The 15607-nt window shown below is 71.0% G+C and carries 16 protein-coding genes; 8 read left to right on the top strand and 8 right to left on the bottom strand.

All coding sequences use genetic code 11. The annotated features are described in order from the left end of the window. The first annotated feature begins 74 nt into the window (after positions 1-74). The 3 genes from FHR33_RS16985 to FHR33_RS16975 are packed head-to-tail and all read left to right on the top strand — an operon-like array spanning position 75 to position 3423. Positions 75-1688, top strand: a complete 1614-nt coding sequence (locus tag FHR33_RS16985; protein ID WP_312895569.1) for an alpha/beta hydrolase — start codon at positions 75-77, stop codon at positions 1686-1688. Positions 1689-1740: 52 nt separating this feature from the next. After that, positions 1741-2583 (top strand): GNAT family N-acetyltransferase, encoded by an 843-nt coding sequence (locus tag FHR33_RS16980; RefSeq protein ID WP_183660126.1) that lies wholly within the window; start codon positions 1741-1743, stop codon positions 2581-2583. A 9-nt stretch (positions 2584-2592) separates the two neighbouring features. Beyond that, positions 2593-3423 (top strand): NAD(P)H-binding protein, encoded by an 831-nt coding sequence (locus FHR33_RS16975; protein ID WP_183648455.1) that lies wholly within the window; start codon positions 2593-2595, stop codon positions 3421-3423. Between the two features lie 21 nt (positions 3424-3444). On the opposite strand, the gene FHR33_RS16970 is transcribed toward FHR33_RS16975, so the two are convergent. Both FHR33_RS16970 and FHR33_RS16965 read right to left on the bottom strand, forming a co-directional pair. Continuing rightward, positions 3445-4338 carry an IS982 family transposase gene (locus FHR33_RS16970; RefSeq protein ID WP_183648451.1) on the bottom strand — a complete coding sequence of 298 codons (894 nt, stop codon included), beginning with the start codon at positions 4336-4338 and terminating at the stop codon, positions 3445-3447. Positions 4339-4410: 72 nt separating this feature from the next. Then, positions 4411-5106: a DUF4097 family beta strand repeat-containing protein gene (locus tag FHR33_RS16965; protein ID WP_183648448.1), complete on the bottom strand. Its 696-nt coding sequence runs from the start codon at positions 5104-5106 to the stop codon at positions 4411-4413. A 258-nt stretch (positions 5107-5364) separates the two neighbouring features. Here FHR33_RS16965 and FHR33_RS16960 point away from each other — a divergent pair, with 258 nt between their 5' ends. Together FHR33_RS16960 and FHR33_RS16955 are read left to right on the top strand one after the other, a co-directional pair. Beyond that, the gene (locus tag FHR33_RS16960) at positions 5365-6366 is read left to right on the top strand and encodes an NADP-dependent oxidoreductase (RefSeq protein WP_183648446.1); all 1002 of its coding nucleotides are present in this window, start codon (positions 5365-5367) and stop codon (positions 6364-6366) included. Between the two features lie 96 nt (positions 6367-6462). Beyond that, positions 6463-7203: an MBL fold metallo-hydrolase gene (locus FHR33_RS16955; RefSeq protein WP_183648442.1), complete on the top strand. Its 741-nt coding sequence runs from the start codon at positions 6463-6465 to the stop codon at positions 7201-7203. 9 nt (positions 7204-7212) lie between these two features. Here the strand turns inward: FHR33_RS16955 and FHR33_RS16950 are convergent, their stop codons facing one another. Genes FHR33_RS16950 through FHR33_RS16940 form a run of 3 tightly spaced genes read right to left on the bottom strand, consistent with a single transcriptional unit; the run spans position 7213 to position 8939 of the window. Then, complete coding sequence (locus tag FHR33_RS16950) at positions 7213-7590, bottom strand: DUF3037 domain-containing protein (RefSeq protein WP_183648439.1); 378 nt, start codon at positions 7588-7590, stop codon at positions 7213-7215. After that, entirely contained in the window at positions 7590-8402 is an 813-nt protein-coding gene (locus tag FHR33_RS16945; protein ID WP_183648436.1) for a HipA family kinase, read from the bottom strand. The genes FHR33_RS16950 and FHR33_RS16945 overlap by 1 nt, the downstream gene beginning before the upstream one ends. Before the next feature lie 9 nt (positions 8403-8411). After that, positions 8412-8939, bottom strand: coding sequence for a hypothetical protein (locus FHR33_RS16940; protein ID WP_183648433.1), 528 nt, complete (start codon positions 8937-8939; stop codon positions 8412-8414). 63 nt (positions 8940-9002) lie between these two features. Here FHR33_RS16940 and FHR33_RS16935 point away from each other — a divergent pair, with 63 nt between their 5' ends. Continuing rightward, positions 9003-9566 carry a TetR/AcrR family transcriptional regulator gene (locus FHR33_RS16935; RefSeq protein WP_183648430.1) on the top strand — a complete coding sequence of 188 codons (564 nt, stop codon included), beginning with the start codon at positions 9003-9005 and terminating at the stop codon, positions 9564-9566. On the opposite strand, the gene FHR33_RS16930 is transcribed toward FHR33_RS16935, so the two are convergent. The 3 genes from FHR33_RS16930 to FHR33_RS16920 are packed head-to-tail and all read right to left on the bottom strand — an operon-like array spanning position 9550 to position 12394. Then, positions 9550-10380, bottom strand: a complete 831-nt coding sequence (locus tag FHR33_RS16930; protein ID WP_183648427.1) for a TIGR03619 family F420-dependent LLM class oxidoreductase — start codon at positions 10378-10380, stop codon at positions 9550-9552. The two genes, FHR33_RS16935 and FHR33_RS16930, sit on opposite strands and share 17 nt — an antisense overlap. Beyond that, the gene (locus FHR33_RS16925) at positions 10377-11624 is read right to left on the bottom strand and encodes an LLM class flavin-dependent oxidoreductase (RefSeq protein ID WP_183648424.1); all 1248 of its coding nucleotides are present in this window, start codon (positions 11622-11624) and stop codon (positions 10377-10379) included. The genes FHR33_RS16930 and FHR33_RS16925 overlap by 4 nt, the downstream gene beginning before the upstream one ends. After that, a complete protein-coding gene (locus FHR33_RS16920) occupies positions 11621-12394 on the bottom strand; it encodes an alpha/beta fold hydrolase (protein ID WP_183648421.1) in 774 nt (257 codons plus the stop codon). Before FHR33_RS16920 ends, FHR33_RS16925 begins: the two co-directional genes overlap by 4 nt. A 58-nt stretch (positions 12395-12452) precedes the next feature. Between FHR33_RS16920 and FHR33_RS16915 the strand changes: the two genes are divergently transcribed. After that, positions 12453-13247, top strand: a complete 795-nt coding sequence (locus tag FHR33_RS16915; protein WP_183648418.1) for a TIGR03619 family F420-dependent LLM class oxidoreductase — start codon at positions 12453-12455, stop codon at positions 13245-13247. A gap of 686 nt (positions 13248-13933) precedes the next feature. Beyond that, on the top strand, positions 13934-15607 hold the full coding sequence (locus FHR33_RS16910; protein WP_183648416.1) for a PASTA domain-containing protein: 1674 nt from the start codon (positions 13934-13936) through the stop codon (positions 15605-15607).

Here is a 15607-nt window from a genome sequence, read left to right as displayed (position 1 = left end):
CACCCATGCGCACAGTAGTCAAATGACAGCGCAGGGGAGTATCTCCCTGTCCTATGAGCAGAGGAGACAGCAGGGTGAAGCGGTTTGTCGGGATTGGCGCCGGACTGGCGCTGCTGGTCGCCGGGCTGGGCGGGGCGGGAAGCGCCGAGGCGAACGCGGGCTCCGGGGTGATCTGGGGACCGTGTGTGAAGCAGCCTTCGCTCGCCGCCCGTGTCCTTGGCAGTCTCGGGTTCATCGATCGGCCGGAGGTCGAGCCGGAGCAGCCGGGGGTGGAGTGCGCCACCCTGCGGGTGCCTCTCGACCACCGTGATCCCCACGGCCAGAAGATCAAGCTGGCGCTCAACAGGGTGAAGGGATCGGTCTCCCGCGACGCCAACCACCTGGGCACGCTGCTGGTCAACCCTGGCGGCCCGGGTGCTTCGGGGCTCGCCCTGGCCACGCATGTCGCCTCGGCGCTGCCGCCTGACCTGGCGGCCCGCTACGACGTGGTCGGCTTCGACCCGCGCGGGGTCGGCAAGAGCGAGCCTGCCCTGCGCTGCGTCGATCCTGCCAAGTACTTCACGGCGCCCCGCCCCGACCAGGTGCCGAGAAGCTTCGCGGCCGAGAGGGTGCTGCTCGGCAGGGCCCAGGAGTACGCGGCCCGCTGCGGCAACATGTGGGCGTGGATGCTGCCGCATCTGACCTCCGAGAACACCGTCCGCGACATGGACGCCATCAGGGCCGCGCTCGGGGAGGAGCGCATCAGCTACTTCGGCTACTCCTACGGCACCTACCTCGGCGCCGTCTACGCCTCACTCTTCCCCGGCAGGCTCAAGCGCCTCGTGCTCGACAGCACGGTCGACCCCAAGGGTGTCTGGTACAAGGCCAACCTCGCCCAGAACCTCGCCTTCGAACGGCGTCACCGCGACTTCCTCGCCTGGACGGCCAAGCACAACGCGGTCTACCGGCTGGGCCGTACGGTGAAGGAGACCTCCTTCGCCTACTACTCCATGCGCCATCGCCTGGCCGCCAGAGCGGCAGGTGGAAAGGTGGGGGCGAGCGAGCTTGACGACCTGTTCACCCTCGGCGGGTACGCCAACCAGATGTGGCCGAGCCTGGCGGGCGCCTGGTCGAGGTACGTGCGCCAGGGTGACGTGCAGGGCCTGGTCGAGGTGTGGAAGCAGCACGGCCAGAACAGCGCGGAGGACGAGAACGGCTACGCGGTCTACCTGGGCGTGCAGTGCACCGACGCCTCGTGGCCGCGCACCTGGACGACCTGGCGGACCGACATGGCCAGGCTGCACCGCGTCGCGCCCTTCCTCACCTGGCCCAACGCCTGGTACAACGCGCCGTGCGCGTTCTGGGCCACGCCGGCAGGGACGCCCGTGACGCTCAGGGCGGCCCGTGAGCTGCCGCCGATCCTGATGATCCAGTCGCGGCGCGACGCCGCCACGCCGTACGAGGGGGCGGTGAACATGCGCGGGCTGTTCCCCAGCGCCCGCATGCTCGTCGTGCCGGGTGGCAACCACGGCGTCGCGCTGGGCGGCGACAGCTGCGTGGACCAGCACCTGTTCCGCTACCTCGAGGACGGCTCGCTGCCCTCCGCGCGGGCGAACTGCCCCGGCGTGCCGGAACCGACGCCGATGGCGCGGATGGCGGCGGGAGACGCGCCGCACCTGCGTCTGATGGAGGCGCTCGGCCGTCGATAGCTGGGCGTGGTTCATGTCAAAACGGGGCAGGTCGCGTAGGCTGGCCGGTGTGATGCTGCGTACATCGGCGTCGCGTGTGCTCGACGACAGCGACAGGGACGAAGTGCTCGCACTTCTCGACACCAACCCTGTCGCCAACGTCTTCGTCGCCTCACGGGTCAGGAGCGTCGGGTTGCACCCGACGCGCCTGGGCGGGCAGATGTGGGGGTTCGGGCCGCGCGGCGCGCTCACCTCGCTCTGCTACGCCGGAGCAAATCTGGTGCCGGTCAACGCCGGGCCCGAGGCCGTGCACGCCTTCGCCGACCGCGCGCGCAAGCAGGGCCGCCGATGCTCGTCCATCGTCGGCCCCGCCCCCGCGGTCGAGCTGCTGTGGGAGCGGCTGGAGCCGCACTGGGGGCGGGCCAGGGCCATCCGCTGGTCGCAGCCGGTCATGGCGACCACCCAGAAGTCCCCGTATCCCGCCGACCCACTCGTACGGCGGGTGCGTCCCGAGGAGTTCGACATCCTCCTGCCCGCCTGCGTGGCGATGTTCACCGAAGAGGTGGGCATCTCGCCCAACGGGGGCGACGGCGGCGCGCTCTACCGCACGCGGGTGGCCGAGCTGATCCGCATCGGCCGCTCCTACGCGCGCATCGACGACGGCAAGGTCGTGTTCAAGGCCGAGGTCGGCGCCGTCACCCCGCAGGCCTGCCAGATCCAGGGCGTCTGGGTCGACCCCGCGCTGCGCGGCCACGGTCACGCGGTGGCGGGCATGGCGGCGGTGGTGGAGGCGGCGCTCTCCTGCTTCGCTCCAGTCGTCTCGCTGTACGTCAACGACTTCAACCACGCGGCCAGGGCCGTCTACAGGAGGGTCGGCTTCCACGAGGTCGACACGTTCATGTCTGTCCTGTTCTAGGCTCTTTTCATGATCCTCGTCACTGGAGCCACAGGAAACGCGGGCAGGGCCGTCGTAGGCGCCCTCGCCGAGGCGGGCGAGCCGGTCCGCGCGCTGGTCAGGCGGGAGGCCGACCTGCCGGCCGAACTCGCCACAGGCGACCTCAACGACCCTGCCTCCGTCGCGGCGGCGCTGGAGGGGGTGCGGGGGGTCTTCCTGCTCAGCGGCTACGACAACATGGCCGCGACGCTGGCGGAGATCGCCAAGGCGGGCGTGGAGCGCGTCGTGCTGCTGTCGGCGAGCGCCGCCGAGACGGGCAACCCGGCCAACGCCGTCTCTCGCTACCACATCGAGTCGGAGGCCATGGTCCGCGAGTCGGGCGTGCCGTGGACGATCCTGCGCCCGCGCACCTTCTTCGCCAACACCTTCCGCTGGCTCGACCAGCTGAGGGCGGGCGACGTGGTGAAGGACGCCTTCCCCGACGTGCGGGTGGCCGCCATCGACCCCCTCGACATCGGCGCGGTCGCCGCCACGGCCTTCCTGACCGACGGGCACGAGGGGCAGGTCTACCCGCTCACGGGGCCGCAGTCGCTGCTTCCCGCCGACAGGGTGCGCCTGCTCGGCGAGGCGCTGGGACGCGACCTCACCTTCGTCGGGCTCTCCGACGAGGAGGCCAGGGCCCAGATGAGCGCCGCCATGCCGCAGATGTACGTCGACGCCTTCTTCGACTTCTTCGCCGAGGGCAACCTCGACGAGTCGCCCGTGCTGCCCACCGTCGAGCAGGTCACCGGCCGTCCGCCCAGGCTCTTCGCGGAGTGGGCCGCGGCCAACGCCGCCGCCTTCGGCCGGACGGACGTCTAGACGAGTAAGTCCTAAGTCTGATCAGTGGTCGTAGGCGATCAGTGATCGTGTGATGGGCTGGCCGGTGGCGCGGTTGTGCCAGATCGCGGCGGTCAACGCCAAGATGCGCTGGGCGATGCGCGCTCCGACCCCCTCCGGGCTGCGTCCGCCGTGAAGCTCGAGATCGAGTTGGCCCTTCAGAGTGTGGTTGACCGATTCGATGAGCTGACGGATGGGCTTGAGGAACTGCTCGCCCGGACGGGGCATGCGGTTGCGATACGAAGGCCGTAGCAGCCGTACTCCCCGCTCTTCCAGGTAGTGGTCCAGCTCGGCCGACACATAACCCTTGTCGGCGACGATCAGCAGCCCGGGCCGGTCGACGAGCAGGTCAGGATCGTGATCGAGAATAGCCATCAGCACCTGTCGTTCGTCGATCTTCGGGGTGGCCAGGGCCCAGGTGATCGGCAGTCCGGCCGGAGTGCAGATCAGGTGTAGTCGCAGGCCCCAGAACCAGCGGGAGTGGGAGCGGCAGTAGCCGTAGCCGGCCCAGCCGGCCAAGTCCGAGCGCTGGGGGGTGGGGCGGGAACGGCCGCATTCGACCGGGGTGGAATCGACCACCCACACCAGCTCGGCCCAGAGGTCGGTGTCGCGGGCCAAGGCCCGGATTGCGCGCTGGAGCAGGGGCAGGGCATGGCGCAGTCGTTTGTTGTAGCCGGATTGGCCGGGCAGGTAGGGAAATGCGCCGGGCAGGTGTCGGGGGACGAACCGCAGCCAGCGTGCCTCGGAACGGACACCGAGCAGGACCTGGGCCACCGCCAGGGTCAGTAACTCAGCGTCGGTCAGCTTTGGTGGGCGTCCGATGCGCGATGATGCGCCGAGCCAGTCGTCGATCTTCACGTACAGTGCGGTGAGAAGGGTGTTGATGTCTGTCGTCACAAACAGATCGTCGACACCCTTCGCTGTTCCCGCAGCCGAACGACTTAGGACTTACTCGTCTAGGTGTACTAGCTAGGAGGCGGCGACCTCCAGGCGGCCCGAGTCGCTGCTCATCTCGATCGTCCTGGCGGCGGAGTCGTCGTGGATCGCCGCGATCTCCTTGTCGCCCGAGTCGGTCTCGGCCGTGACGTGGTAAGGCCCCTTCGGCACGCGCACCTCGCTGGAGCCGGAGTCGCTTCTGGTCTCCACCTTGTCGGGCGGCGCGGTGAACACCAGCTTCGTGTCGCCCGAGTCGGTCTCCGCGAGGACCTGCTTGGCGGTCAGCCGGTCGGCCTCGATCGCGCCCGAGTCGCTCTTGGCCTTCACCTCGGCCGACAGGCCGGTCAGCGTCATCCGGCCGGAGTCGGTCTCGGCGTCCACCAGCAGGCCCTTCGGCACCTCGACCAGGTAGCTCACGTCGCAGCCCGAGTTGATCCCCACCGAGATCGGGCAGGTGAACGACAGCGCCAGCGTGTCGCCCTTCACCACGTGGCTCGTGGCGGGCTTGTTCTTGCTCCAGACGAGGGTCTCGGTCACGTGGATCCCCTTGCGGTCGGACTCCACCACCTCGACGGTGCCCGAATCGGCCTCCACCCTCAGCGCCGCCACCTTGTCGGTGACGTCGTAGCTGACGCTCTCCCGCTCCTTCGCGCCCAGCCCGCCGCACCCCGTCAGGGCCGCCCCGAGCCCGACCAGGCTGGCGATCACGATCGTCCTCTTCGTCTTCACGAGAGCCAACTCTCCTACAGGCAGGGAGCGACGCCTTCAGGGACCACCCTGAAACACCCCTGAGTGGCCACCCTCGCACAGCCCCGGGACCCGGCCGCGATCCCTCGACGGCGCCGTGCCCCGCGGGCGGATCGCCGAGCTCCCGCGGCGCCCCAGCCGTACCCCCGGCCGCCCCCCAGCCGACCCCCAGCCGATCGTGCGCGGTGCTCGGCACAGTGGTCCCACCGGTCAGCGAGACCGGCCGAACAAGGAGACACCATGACCGCAAGCCGTGAGATCCGCCTGGCCGCCCGCCCCGTCGGCGAGCCCGCTCCTCAGCACTTCGAGCTGGTGGAGACCACCGTCCCCGAGCCCGAAGAGGGCCAGATCGTGGTCCGCAACACCTGGATGTCCGTGGACCCCTACATGCGCGAGCGGATGGACGACGTCGAGTCGTACCTGCCGCCGTTCCAGCTCGGCGCCCCCATGGACGGCTCGGCGGTCGGCGAGGTCGTCGCCTCCCGCTCGGCCGGCGTCCCCGTCGGCGCGACCGTCGTGCACTTCCTCGGCTGGCGCGAGTACGCCGTCATGGACGCGGCCGCCGCCACCGTGGTCGACACCGCTCTGGCCCCCGCCGAGGCCTACCTGGGCGCGCTCGGCACCACGGGCCTGACCGCCTACGCCGCGCTGACCGAGGTCGCCCCCGTACGGCAGGGCGACGTCGTCCTGGTCTCGGCGGCGGCGGGAGCGGTGGGCAGCATCGCGGGTCAGCTGGCCCGCAAGCTGGGCGCGACCAGGGTCATCGGCTCGGCGGGCGGACCGCTGAAGGCCAGGAAGCTGGTCGAGGAGTTCGGCTACGACGCGGCCATCGACTACCGGGCGGGCTCGCTCGCCGCCCAGCTGGCCGAGGCCGCGCCCGACGGCGTCGACGTCTACGTCGACCACGTCGGCGGCGACCACCTGGTGGCCGCCATCGACGCCCTGCGGCACGGCGGCAGGATCGCGCTCGTCGGCGCGATCAGCACCTACAACGCCACCTCACCCGTCCCCGGACCCTCCAACCTGTTCTCGCTGGCGGCCAAGGACGCCAACCTGCGCGGCATGCTGATCAACAGCTACTTCCACCTGTTCCCCGAGTGGATCGGCAAGGCGGCGGGCTGGCTGGCGGACGGCTCGCTGCACACCGAGCTGACCGTGGCGGAGGGCATCGCCCAGGCGCCCGCGGCCTTCCTCGACATGATGCGAGGAGGCAACGTCGGCAAGATGCTGGTCAGGCTCTGAACGGCCGGACAGCGGCGCATGACAGGACGGCCCGGCGGGGAGCCGGCGACGCCGAGGGCGCGCCGGCTCCCCGCGCTCGATGGCATCATCGGGCTCATGAGGATCACCGTGCTGGGAGGGTGCGGCGCCTGGCCCACCGCGGGACAGGCCTGCAGCGGATTCCTGGTGGAGCACGACGGCTTCAGACTGCTGCTCGACCTGGGCTACGCGGCGCTGCCACGCCTGCTGGAGACGACGGCCGCCGAGCAGGTCGACGCGGTCGTCATCAGCCACGGACATCCCGACCACTGCGCGGACCTCAACCCGCTGCTGAGGGCGAGGGCGCTGGGCGGGCACAGGCCGCCGCTACTGCCGATCCACGCCCTGCCAGGCGCGCTGTCGGCGGTCCTGTCCCTGGACAGGCCGGGCATGCTGGAGGAGGCCTACCAGGTGCGTGAGTTCGAGGCCGGCGACCGGCTGGCCTTCGGCCCCTTCACGGTCGACACGGCGCTGCTGCCGCACTGGGTGCCCAACGCCGCCGTGCGGGTGCGGGCAGGCGGCACGTCGGTCACCTACACAGGTGACGGCGGCCCGAGCCCCGACCTGGTCGCGCTGGCTCGTGACAGCGACCTCCTGATCGCCGAGGCGACCTATCCCGACCAGATGCCGCCCGACGACGCGGGCTACCTCACCAGCGCCTTCCAGGCCGGGCAGCAGGCCGCCGAGGCGGGGGTGGGACAGCTGCTGCTGACGCATCTGTGGCCGGGCACGGACCCCGAGGCCGCCGTGGAGGCCGCGGGCAGAAGCTTCCGCGACGAGATCGCGGTCGCGGTGGGCGGCATGACCGTCGAGGTGTGAGCCGCTCGGTCAGAGGCGGACCAGGCGGTCGAAGAGCCTGGCCAGCTCGGCGTCGGGGTCGGAGGTGAGGCCGGCGTGCACGGCCGAGGTCTGCACCACCGTGCTGCGAGGGGCGGTCAGCCAGCGGAACCTGCTGCCGAGGGACTCGCGCACCAGCGGGCCGGCCTCGTCGCCGCACGCCAGCTCGTAGGCCGACAGCGCCTGCCGTACCTGGGCGGCGTCGGCGGCCGGGTCGAGGGCGCGCAGGCGGGCCTCGTCGAGCTCGACGCGGGCGCACAGGTACGCGCGCGGCTGGCAGTAGAGCAGGATCCCGACGTTGATCTGCTCCCCGCGCTCCATCTGCGGGATGACGCGGATGACGGCGTACTCGTAGACGTCGCGCTGCATCACTTGTCTCCCTGCTTCCAGAACGCGCCGACCGAGCTGGGGCCGCTCTTCGGCCTCGCGGGCGTCCCGCCCGCCATGCGCAGCCAGGCCCGAGGGCCGTGGGCGCGGGCGAGCAGGTGCTCGACGTAGGCCTCACGCGCGGCCTGTGCCGAGTCGAACACGTCGTCCTCCAGCCACTCGTCAGGCACGAGAGCGGTGATCGACGAGAGGAGCTCCCTGGTGACCCTCTCGGCCAGCCTGTCGCCCGCAGCGGAGACGTCGGTGGCGAAAGGCGCGAGGACGTGGTCGCCGGCGTCGAAGGGCCGCTGCGGGTCGGCGCTCTTCCAGCTGTAGTGGAACCACAGCGCGGCGCCGTGGTCGATGAGCCAGGTGTCGTGGTGCCAGACCAGCAGGTTGGGGTTGCGCCAGCTGCGGTCGACGTTGTGGATGAGGCCGTCGAACCACACCACCTCGGCGGCGAACGCGGCGTCGGGCTGCCACGAGAGCGGGTCGAACCCCAGCGCGCCCGGCAGGAAGTCGACGGCGAGGTTGAGCCCCTCGCTCGCCTGGAGCAGGGCCTGGATCTCGAAGTCGGGCTCGCGCAGGCCGATCTGGGGATCGAGCTCGATGAGCTTGAGCTCGGGGGTGCGCAGCCCGAGCGCCCTGGCCAGCTCGGCGCAGATGACCTCCGCCACCAGCACCTTGGGCCCCTGACCCGCGCCGCGGAACTTCACGGCGTAGGTGCCGAGGTCGTCGGCCTCCACCACGCCTGGCAGCGACCCGCCCTCGCGCAACGGGGTCACGTAGCGGGTCGCCGTGATCTCTTCCAGCATGGGACGAGGCTATCGGCCCGCCGCCCTGCGCTTCACCGCCCCCAGCATCGCCCTGCGGACCAGGCCGCTGCCGAACCTGATCACCAGCCAGTAGCGGGCCATGGCGCGGCGCGCGTCGGGGCTGGTGGTCACGACCCTGGTCTCCGTCGTCAGCCGCGTCCGTCCGCCGCCGAGGTCGGTCAGCAGGAAGCCGAAGGTGGCCTTGCCGTACCCGGGGCTGTCGAAGGTCTCGAAATCGGCGACGGTGAGGTTGGCGGCGGCGCCCAGCCGCCACCACTGCCCGACCACCCCGTGCACGACCTCCCTGCCGGGCTCCTCGGCCAGGACGGCAAAGCTCGGCAGGTCGCTCTGGGCGTGCCCGTGGAGCAGGCGGGAGATGAGGTCGCGAGCGGCGAAGAGCGGCCTGGCCGCCTTGATGTCGCTCGGGCGCAGGTTCTGGACGGCGGCCCAGACTCGTTCCCTCGGGGCGCGGATGACGATCGAGTGCCGCTCGGCGTGTTCGGGGACGGGGATGTAGCGGTCAGCGAGCGTGGGCATGGGCGACCTTCCATACGGTGGCGTATGGTCAGACTGTACGGCATCGTATGGAAGGCTGGCCGGATGGGTCGGTTGACGGCGGACGACTGGGCGAAGGCGGCGCTGGACGCGCTCGTGGAGGGCGGCCTGGCAGCCGTCGCGGTGGAAGCGGTGGCGGCCAGGCTGGGCGTGTCGAAGGGCAGCTTCTACTGGCACTTCGCCAACAGACAGGCCCTGGTCGCGGCGGCTCTCGCGCTCTGGGAGTCGCGTACCGAGCAGGTGATCGCCGAACTCGAGACCATCGAGGATCCGGGGGCGCGCATGCGCGCGCTGCTGGAGCTGGCCTTCGCCGACCCCGCCGACGCGGCGATCTCCTTCAGGCTGATCAGCGCGGCCGACGACCCCTTCGTCGCAGGCGTGGCGCGCAGGGTCAGCACCCGCAGGCTCGAAGTCATGCAGGCGGCGCTGGAGGAGCTGGGCCAGCCCGCCCCCACGGCCAGGGACAGGGTGGTCGCCGGGTACAGCAGCTATCTCGGGATCGCCGCGCTGACCAGGATCGGCGTGGTGGAGGCCGCCCCGCGCGACGTCGTGGCCCAAGCCCTGGCCGAGATGGGCGTGGACCCTCCCGAGATCACATCTTCGAGATGACCTCCTCGGCGAAGCGCTCCATCGTGGCGACCTTGGGCTCGCCTGGCGACAGCCACCAGGGCGCGGCCATCGTGGCCGTGATGCCCTTGTCGGCGAAGCGCCGGTAGGTGGCGGCGTCGGGGAGCACGGCCAGCGGGGCGACGATCTCCAGTGCGTCCTCGGGCCTGCCGTACTCCTTCAGATAGCGGCGCAGGTCGGCGAGGACCACGTCGATCTGCTCCTCGGTGTAGATCCGGTTGCCGATCCAGCCGTCTCCTGCCCTGGCCGCCCTGCGCAGCGCCGCCTCGCTGTCGCCGCCCACGTAGATCGGGATCGGCGCGGCGGGCACCGGCGACATCGACAGCGGCGGCAGTCCCGGCAGCTCGACCTGGGCGCCCGACCAGAGCTCGCGCAGGCGCGGGAGCATCTCGTCGAGCCTGCGCCCGCGCGTGTGGAAGTCCTGACCGGTGGCGGCGAACTCCTCCTTGCACCAGCCCACGCCCACCCCGAAGCCCACCCTGTCGCCCGACAGCACGGCGGCGGTCGACACCTGCTTGGCCACGGTGATCAGGTCGCGGGCGGGGGCGATGTAGACGTTGGGGGAGAAACGCAGCCGCGTCGTGACCGCCGACATCGCGCCGATCGTCACCCATACGTCCGGCCAGTGCGTCTCGGCGGTCCACCGCATCCTGCCGTAGGGGTACGGCGTGCTGAAATCGGCGAAGAACAGGTGGTCCGACAGCGTGAAGGTGTCGAACCCGCACCGCTCGGCCGCCACGGCCAACTCGACGAACTCGTTCGTGTCGCAGAACGAGGCGCCGAGCCAGAACCTCACTGGAACTCCGGGATGACCTTGGTGGCGAACAGTTCGAGGTTGCGTTTGACGGTGTCGAGGGGTAGCACGCCCTGCTGGCCCTGCATGTACAGGCCGAACCACTCCAGGTCGGGCATGCGGTCGAGCATGCGCTGGATACCGCGCTTGACGTCGTCGGGCGAGCCGAACAGCGCCATCTCGACGTCGTTCATGCGCCGCACGTCGCCCTTCTCCGGTGAGATCGGCTCGTGCCTGTCGTCCTCCTTCTTGCGCAGCACCTCCAGGTAGCCGAAGGGGCCGAAGAAGGCGGCGAAGTCCTTGGGGATCTTCTTGCCGTAGGTGTTGATCGCCTCTTCCGTGGTGTCGGCGATTCCCACGATCTTGAGGATGCCGGTGTGCTCACCCAGCTTGTAGTCGCGGCCCTGCTTGGCCGACTCCTCCTGGTAGAGCTTGGCCTTCGCGGCGTGGTCGTCGGGGTTCGGCGTGAACATCCACGGCATGATGTCCTCCTGCGCGGCCCTGATGACCGAGCGGTCGGAGATCGTGAACGGCTGCCACAGCTCGGGGTGCGGGTTCTGGTACGGCCTCGGGCACACGCTGATCGCCTGGACCCTGCCCTCGTCGTCGAGCTCGTCGGGCGCGCCGAAGGTCCGCGTCCACTCGGTGGCCGGCCACCCCTCGATGCCCTCGAAGGGATAGGGCACCTGATAGTCGAGGACGTCGGACTTGTAGCGGAGCGTCTCCTGTGTCCACGCCATCTTCATGATCTTCAGGACCTCGCCGAAGACGTCGAAGTTGCGGTTGTCGCTGGAGGAGCCGTCGGACCTGGCGGCCGCCGCCTGCCAGCGCTGGCCCAGCACGTTCATCCACCTGTTCTGGTAGCCGCGCGCCACGCCGAGCCGCAGCCGTCCCTTGGAGAACTGGTCGAGCAGCGCCACGTCCTCCGCCGCCCTGATCGGGTCCCAGGCGGGCAGCACCAGGCCGAGCGGGGCCAGCAGGATCCGCTCCGTCCGCGCCGCAAGGTCGGTCAGGAACATCAGCGGGTTGACCGAGAACTCCATCCCCTCCGAATGGAAGTGGTGCTCGGTCATCATCAGCGCGTCGAAGCCGATCCTGTCGGCGTGCACCGCGATCTCCCGCACCTCGTGCAGCAGCCTCTGGTACGACTCGGTGTCCCGCCCGATCGGCCGCCTGGCGCGGGCGTTCTCCTCGGCCGCGTACCCGGAACCGGGGATCTGGGGGTTGAGAAAGATCGCGAACTTCACCGGGAGATCTCCTTCAGCCATTGGTTGACCACGAGCGTGAACTCGGCGGGCCGCTCCTCGTGCAGCCGGTGGCCGCTGCCCTGCCAGCAGACCGTGCGCGAGGCGGGATGCTTGAACAGGTCCGACTCCCACGCCGCCTGCGCGGGGTCGGTCCAGAAGGTGAGCACGGGGCACTCGCGGCGGGACAGGTAGGGCTCGGCGGCGGCCCGCGAGCCGATCGCCTCGGGTCCCGACCACAGCGCGTCGTACGCCTCGGTCAGCACGTGCGGGGGTGTCGCGAGCAGCCGCCGCCTGTGCCACTCGCGCAGCCAGGCGGGCGAGGCGGGCGTGTAGCACCACTCGTCGATGCGCACAGCGGGGGTCTCGCGCATCGCGACCGCCATGGCGACGACCTCGTCGGGCCTTCCGTAGCCCGGGTCGACTCCGACCACGGCCTCGACCCGTGAGGGGTGTTCGACGGCGAGCCTGGAGGCGATCACGCCGCCCATGGAGTGCCCGACGGCCACGCAGCGCTGGACAGCGAGCAGGTCGAGCAGGGCGAGGAGGTCCTCGGCCATGGTGGGCGGGTTGTTGCCGCTCGGCGGAGCCGACGAATAGCCGTGTCCGCGAAGGTCCACGGCGATGACCCGGAATCTCGCGGCGAAGGAGGGGATGTGGTGGACCCACTGGTGGGAGTCGGCGCCCCAGCCGTGCACGAGCAGCAGCGTCGTGTCGCCCGAGCCGTCGTCGGTGTAGAACAGCCGCACATCCCCGGCCGCAGCGAATCCCATGAGCGGCAAGCTACTCTAAGAAACGGTCCCGAGCAATCGCTTGGTTAAGGAGTCGGTCATGCGGCTTGGCGTCACGATGTTCAGCACCGACCTGGCGATGCCGGTCGCCGATCTGGCCAGGGCGGCGGAGGAGCGCGGCTTCTCCTCGCTCTACCTTCCCGAGCACACCCACATCCCCGTCTCCCGCCGCACGCCGCCGCCGACGGGAACGCCGCAGCTGGCCGAGGAGTACAGGCGCACGCTCGACCCGCTGGTCGCGCTGGCCTCGGCCGCCACCGTGACCTCGACGATCACGCTCGGGACCGGCATCCTGCTGGCCGCCCAGCGAGAACCCATCGTCACGGCCAAGGCGATCGCCACGCTCGACCACCTGTCGGGCGGGCGCGTGGCGGTCGGCGTGGGTTTCGGCTGGAACGTCGAGGAGATCGAGAACCACGGCGTGCCGTACAGGGACAGGAGAGAGGTGGCCAGGCGCAACGTGCTGGCGATGAAGGCGCTGTGGAGCCAGGAGGTGGCGGCCTTCGAGGGCGTCGAGCCCTCGTGGTCGTGGCCCAAGCCGCTGTCGGGGCCGCCGGTCTACGTCGGCGGCGCGGCGGGGCCCAAGCTGTTCGAGCACGTCGCGCAGTACGCCGACGGATGGATGCCGATCGGGGGCAAGGGGATCAAGGCCGCGCTGCCCGCGCTGCGCGAGGTGGCGGCCACGGCCAGGGTCATCCCGTTCGGCACGCTGCCCACACAGGGGAAGCTCGACTACTACGCCTCGCTCGGCGTCGAGGAGGTCGTGCTGTCGCTGCCCAGCGGGCCGGGCGACGAGGTGCTGCCCGTTCTGGACCAGTACGCGACGTTTCTCTAGCCGCGGCACCCTAACGCGAAGGTCACCTTCCCGGTACGGCTCGCACCCGTCCTCCGGCGCCCGCCCCGCCTGCCCGTACGGCCGCGCTCGCCAGCTGGTTTCGACCTGTCCCAGGTCAGAGGCGGCCTTTCCGGCCAAGCACGCGTTTCGGGTGATCAGGGCGGGTGAGACCGCCGCTCGCCCTACCGCAAGTGTGCAGAAATAGGGACATCACAACGGAGTTACGGTCCGTTGACGCGCCACGATCCCTCGACTTCAGTAGAGAGGTGACGGGTGGCAGCGAGGGGAGGCGCCCGTGCCTGTACCGCTCAAGATGGGGGACCCGAAGAGACTGGGAGACTACGAGCTGTCCGGACGCCTGGGGGAGGGCGGTCAGGGCGTCGTCTACTTGGGCACTCTGGGGGAAGAATCGTTCGCGGTCAAGTTGCTTCACGGGCCTGTGGGGGACGAGCAGGCGGCTTTCCTGCGTGAGGTCGAGCTGGCCAAGCACGTCGCCAGGTTCTGCACCGCGCAGGTGGTGGACGCGGGGTTCGACGACGGCAGGCCGTACATCGTCAGCGAGTACGTCGACGGCCCCTCCCTGAGCAGGGAGGTGGCGCTGGCGGGGGCCGCGCAGCGGCGGCGCCCTCGAACGGCTGGCCGTCGGCACCGCGACCGCGCTGGCCGCCATCCACAGGGCCGGGATCGTGCACCGCGACTTCAAGCCGCAGAACGTGCTGCTCGGCCCCGACGGGCCTCGCGTGATCGACTTCGGCCTGGCCAAGGCGCTGGACGCGGCGGCCACCGTCAGCGGCAGGGGCGTGGGGACGCCGGCCTACATGGCGCCCGAGCAGATCACCGCCTCAGCGATAACCGGCGCGGTGGACGTGTTCTCCTGGGGCGCCACCATGTGCTTCGCGGCCAACGCCTCCGCGCCTTTCGGGCAGGACTCGGTGGCGCCGGTGCTGCACCGCATCCTGACCGCGGAGCCCGAACTCGGCCGTCTCGACGGGCGGCTCGGCGCCCTTGTCGAGCACTGCCTCGACAAGGACCCGCGCAACCGGCCGACCAGCAGGGAGTTGCTGCTCGCGCTGCTGGGGGCCGGTGACGAGGTTCCGGCGGAGGTGCTGCGCTCGCCTCCGCCGCACATCCTCAGGGTCGACCCCTACCCGCTGGCCGAGCCCGAGGCGACGGGGGCGGCGGAGGGCTACCTGCTGCCCGAGTCGCGCGGCAGGGTGCCGTCGGGCGCGTCGCAGGCCAGGGCCTCGCGCTCGGCGCGCGGTTCGGGCTCGCCCGCCGTCCGGAGCGATCCGAGGGGCTCGGTCGTGCCGTGGCCACGGGTGCCGGGCGACGACGGGGAGCACCCCTCGTGGCCGGGGGGAGACGGGCGGACGCCCGAGGCCACGCACCCCGGCAGATGGGTGGGGCCGGCCGCGAACAGGGCGTCGCTGGCCGTGTCCGGCGCGCTGCTGGTCAGCGCCGCGGTGCTGGTGGCGGTGCTGGTGCCCGCGCTCCAGAGCAGCGAGGCGCCTCCCGTGTCCGTCGCCGAGCCCACGCGGGTGACCTCCTCGGCCGCCGCGTCGCCGCCGGTCCAGCAGGGCTCCGGCAAGATCAAGGACACCCCCACCTCGATCAAGCGCCAGCCCTCCCCTCCGCCCTCCGTCGTCCCCGTCACCTATTCCGTGCCCTCGCTCGTGGGCATGGATCGTTCCGCCGCCGTCCGCGCGATCAAGGACGCGGGGCTCGTGGTGGGGTCGGTGTCCGAGCGCGACTCGGCGCGTTCGCCGGGTGAGGTGCTCGGGAGCACGCCGGGGGGCGGGACCAGGGTCGCCAGAGGCACCCGCGTCGACCTGGAGGTGGCGGCGGGTCCGAGGGTGCCGGCGCTGGCCGGGCTCACTCGTGAGGCCGCCTCGTCCGCGCTGGCCGCCGCGGGGCTGAGGACGGGGAAGATCACGCGGAGCTGCTCCGAACTGCCCGGCGGTCAGGTGATCAGCAGCAAGCCGGGGGCGGGCGCCAGACTCGCGCCGGGCAGGACGGTGTCGCTTCTGGTCGCCCAGCAGGGCACGCGGGTGCCGCCGGTCGTGGGGCTCTCCCGCGCCGAGGCGCGGGGTTCGCTGAAGGCGGCCGGCTTCGCGGTACGGCAGAAGGCGCAGATCGTGGACGACCCCGACGTCGTGAACTCCGTCCTGGGACAGAGCGTGTCGCCGGGAACGTGCGCCACGCCTGGACGGACGGTGGTGATCACGGTGGGGGTGGCAGGCCAGTCCTTCCCCGACCCCTCCGAACCGACCCTGCCGCCCGACAGCGCTGAACCGCCTGGGGGCGGTGAACCCACCCCGACGCCGAGCCCGCCAGACGAGGGGGGCCCACCCGAGAACTGA

The sequence above is a fragment of the Nonomuraea dietziae genome, from assembly GCF_014195505.1.
GTDB classification, from domain to species: domain Bacteria; phylum Actinomycetota; class Actinomycetes; order Streptosporangiales; family Streptosporangiaceae; genus Nonomuraea; species Nonomuraea roseola.
The sequence above is the reverse complement of the archived record's forward strand: the minus strand, read 5'-3'. Positions and strand labels throughout refer to the sequence as shown.

Excerpts from the sequence above, each read along its gene's own strand:
- FHR33_RS16915 (WP_183648418.1), top strand. The coding sequence starts at position 12,453 with ATGCGGCTTGGCGTCACGATGTTCAGCACCGACCTGGCGATGCCGGTC.
- FHR33_RS16955 (WP_183648442.1), top strand. The coding sequence starts at position 6,463 with ATGAGGATCACCGTGCTGGGAGGGTGCGGCGCCTGGCCCACCGCGGGA.
- FHR33_RS16920 (WP_183648421.1), bottom strand. The coding sequence starts at position 12,394 with ATGGGATTCGCTGCGGCCGGGGATGTGCGGCTGTTCTACACCGACGAC.
- FHR33_RS16980 (WP_183660126.1), top strand. The coding sequence starts at position 1,741 with ATGCTGCGTACATCGGCGTCGCGTGTGCTCGACGACAGCGACAGGGAC.
- FHR33_RS16950 (WP_183648439.1), bottom strand. The coding sequence starts at position 7,590 with ATGCAGCGCGACGTCTACGAGTACGCCGTCATCCGCGTCATCCCGCAG.
- FHR33_RS16975 (WP_183648455.1), top strand. The coding sequence starts at position 2,593 with ATGATCCTCGTCACTGGAGCCACAGGAAACGCGGGCAGGGCCGTCGTA.
- FHR33_RS16940 (WP_183648433.1), bottom strand. The coding sequence starts at position 8,939 with ATGCCCACGCTCGCTGACCGCTACATCCCCGTCCCCGAACACGCCGAG.
- FHR33_RS16960 (WP_183648446.1), top strand. The coding sequence starts at position 5,365 with ATGACCGCAAGCCGTGAGATCCGCCTGGCCGCCCGCCCCGTCGGCGAG.
- FHR33_RS16935 (WP_183648430.1), top strand. The coding sequence starts at position 9,003 with ATGGGTCGGTTGACGGCGGACGACTGGGCGAAGGCGGCGCTGGACGCG.
- FHR33_RS16945 (WP_183648436.1), bottom strand. The coding sequence starts at position 8,402 with ATGCTGGAAGAGATCACGGCGACCCGCTACGTGACCCCGTTGCGCGAG.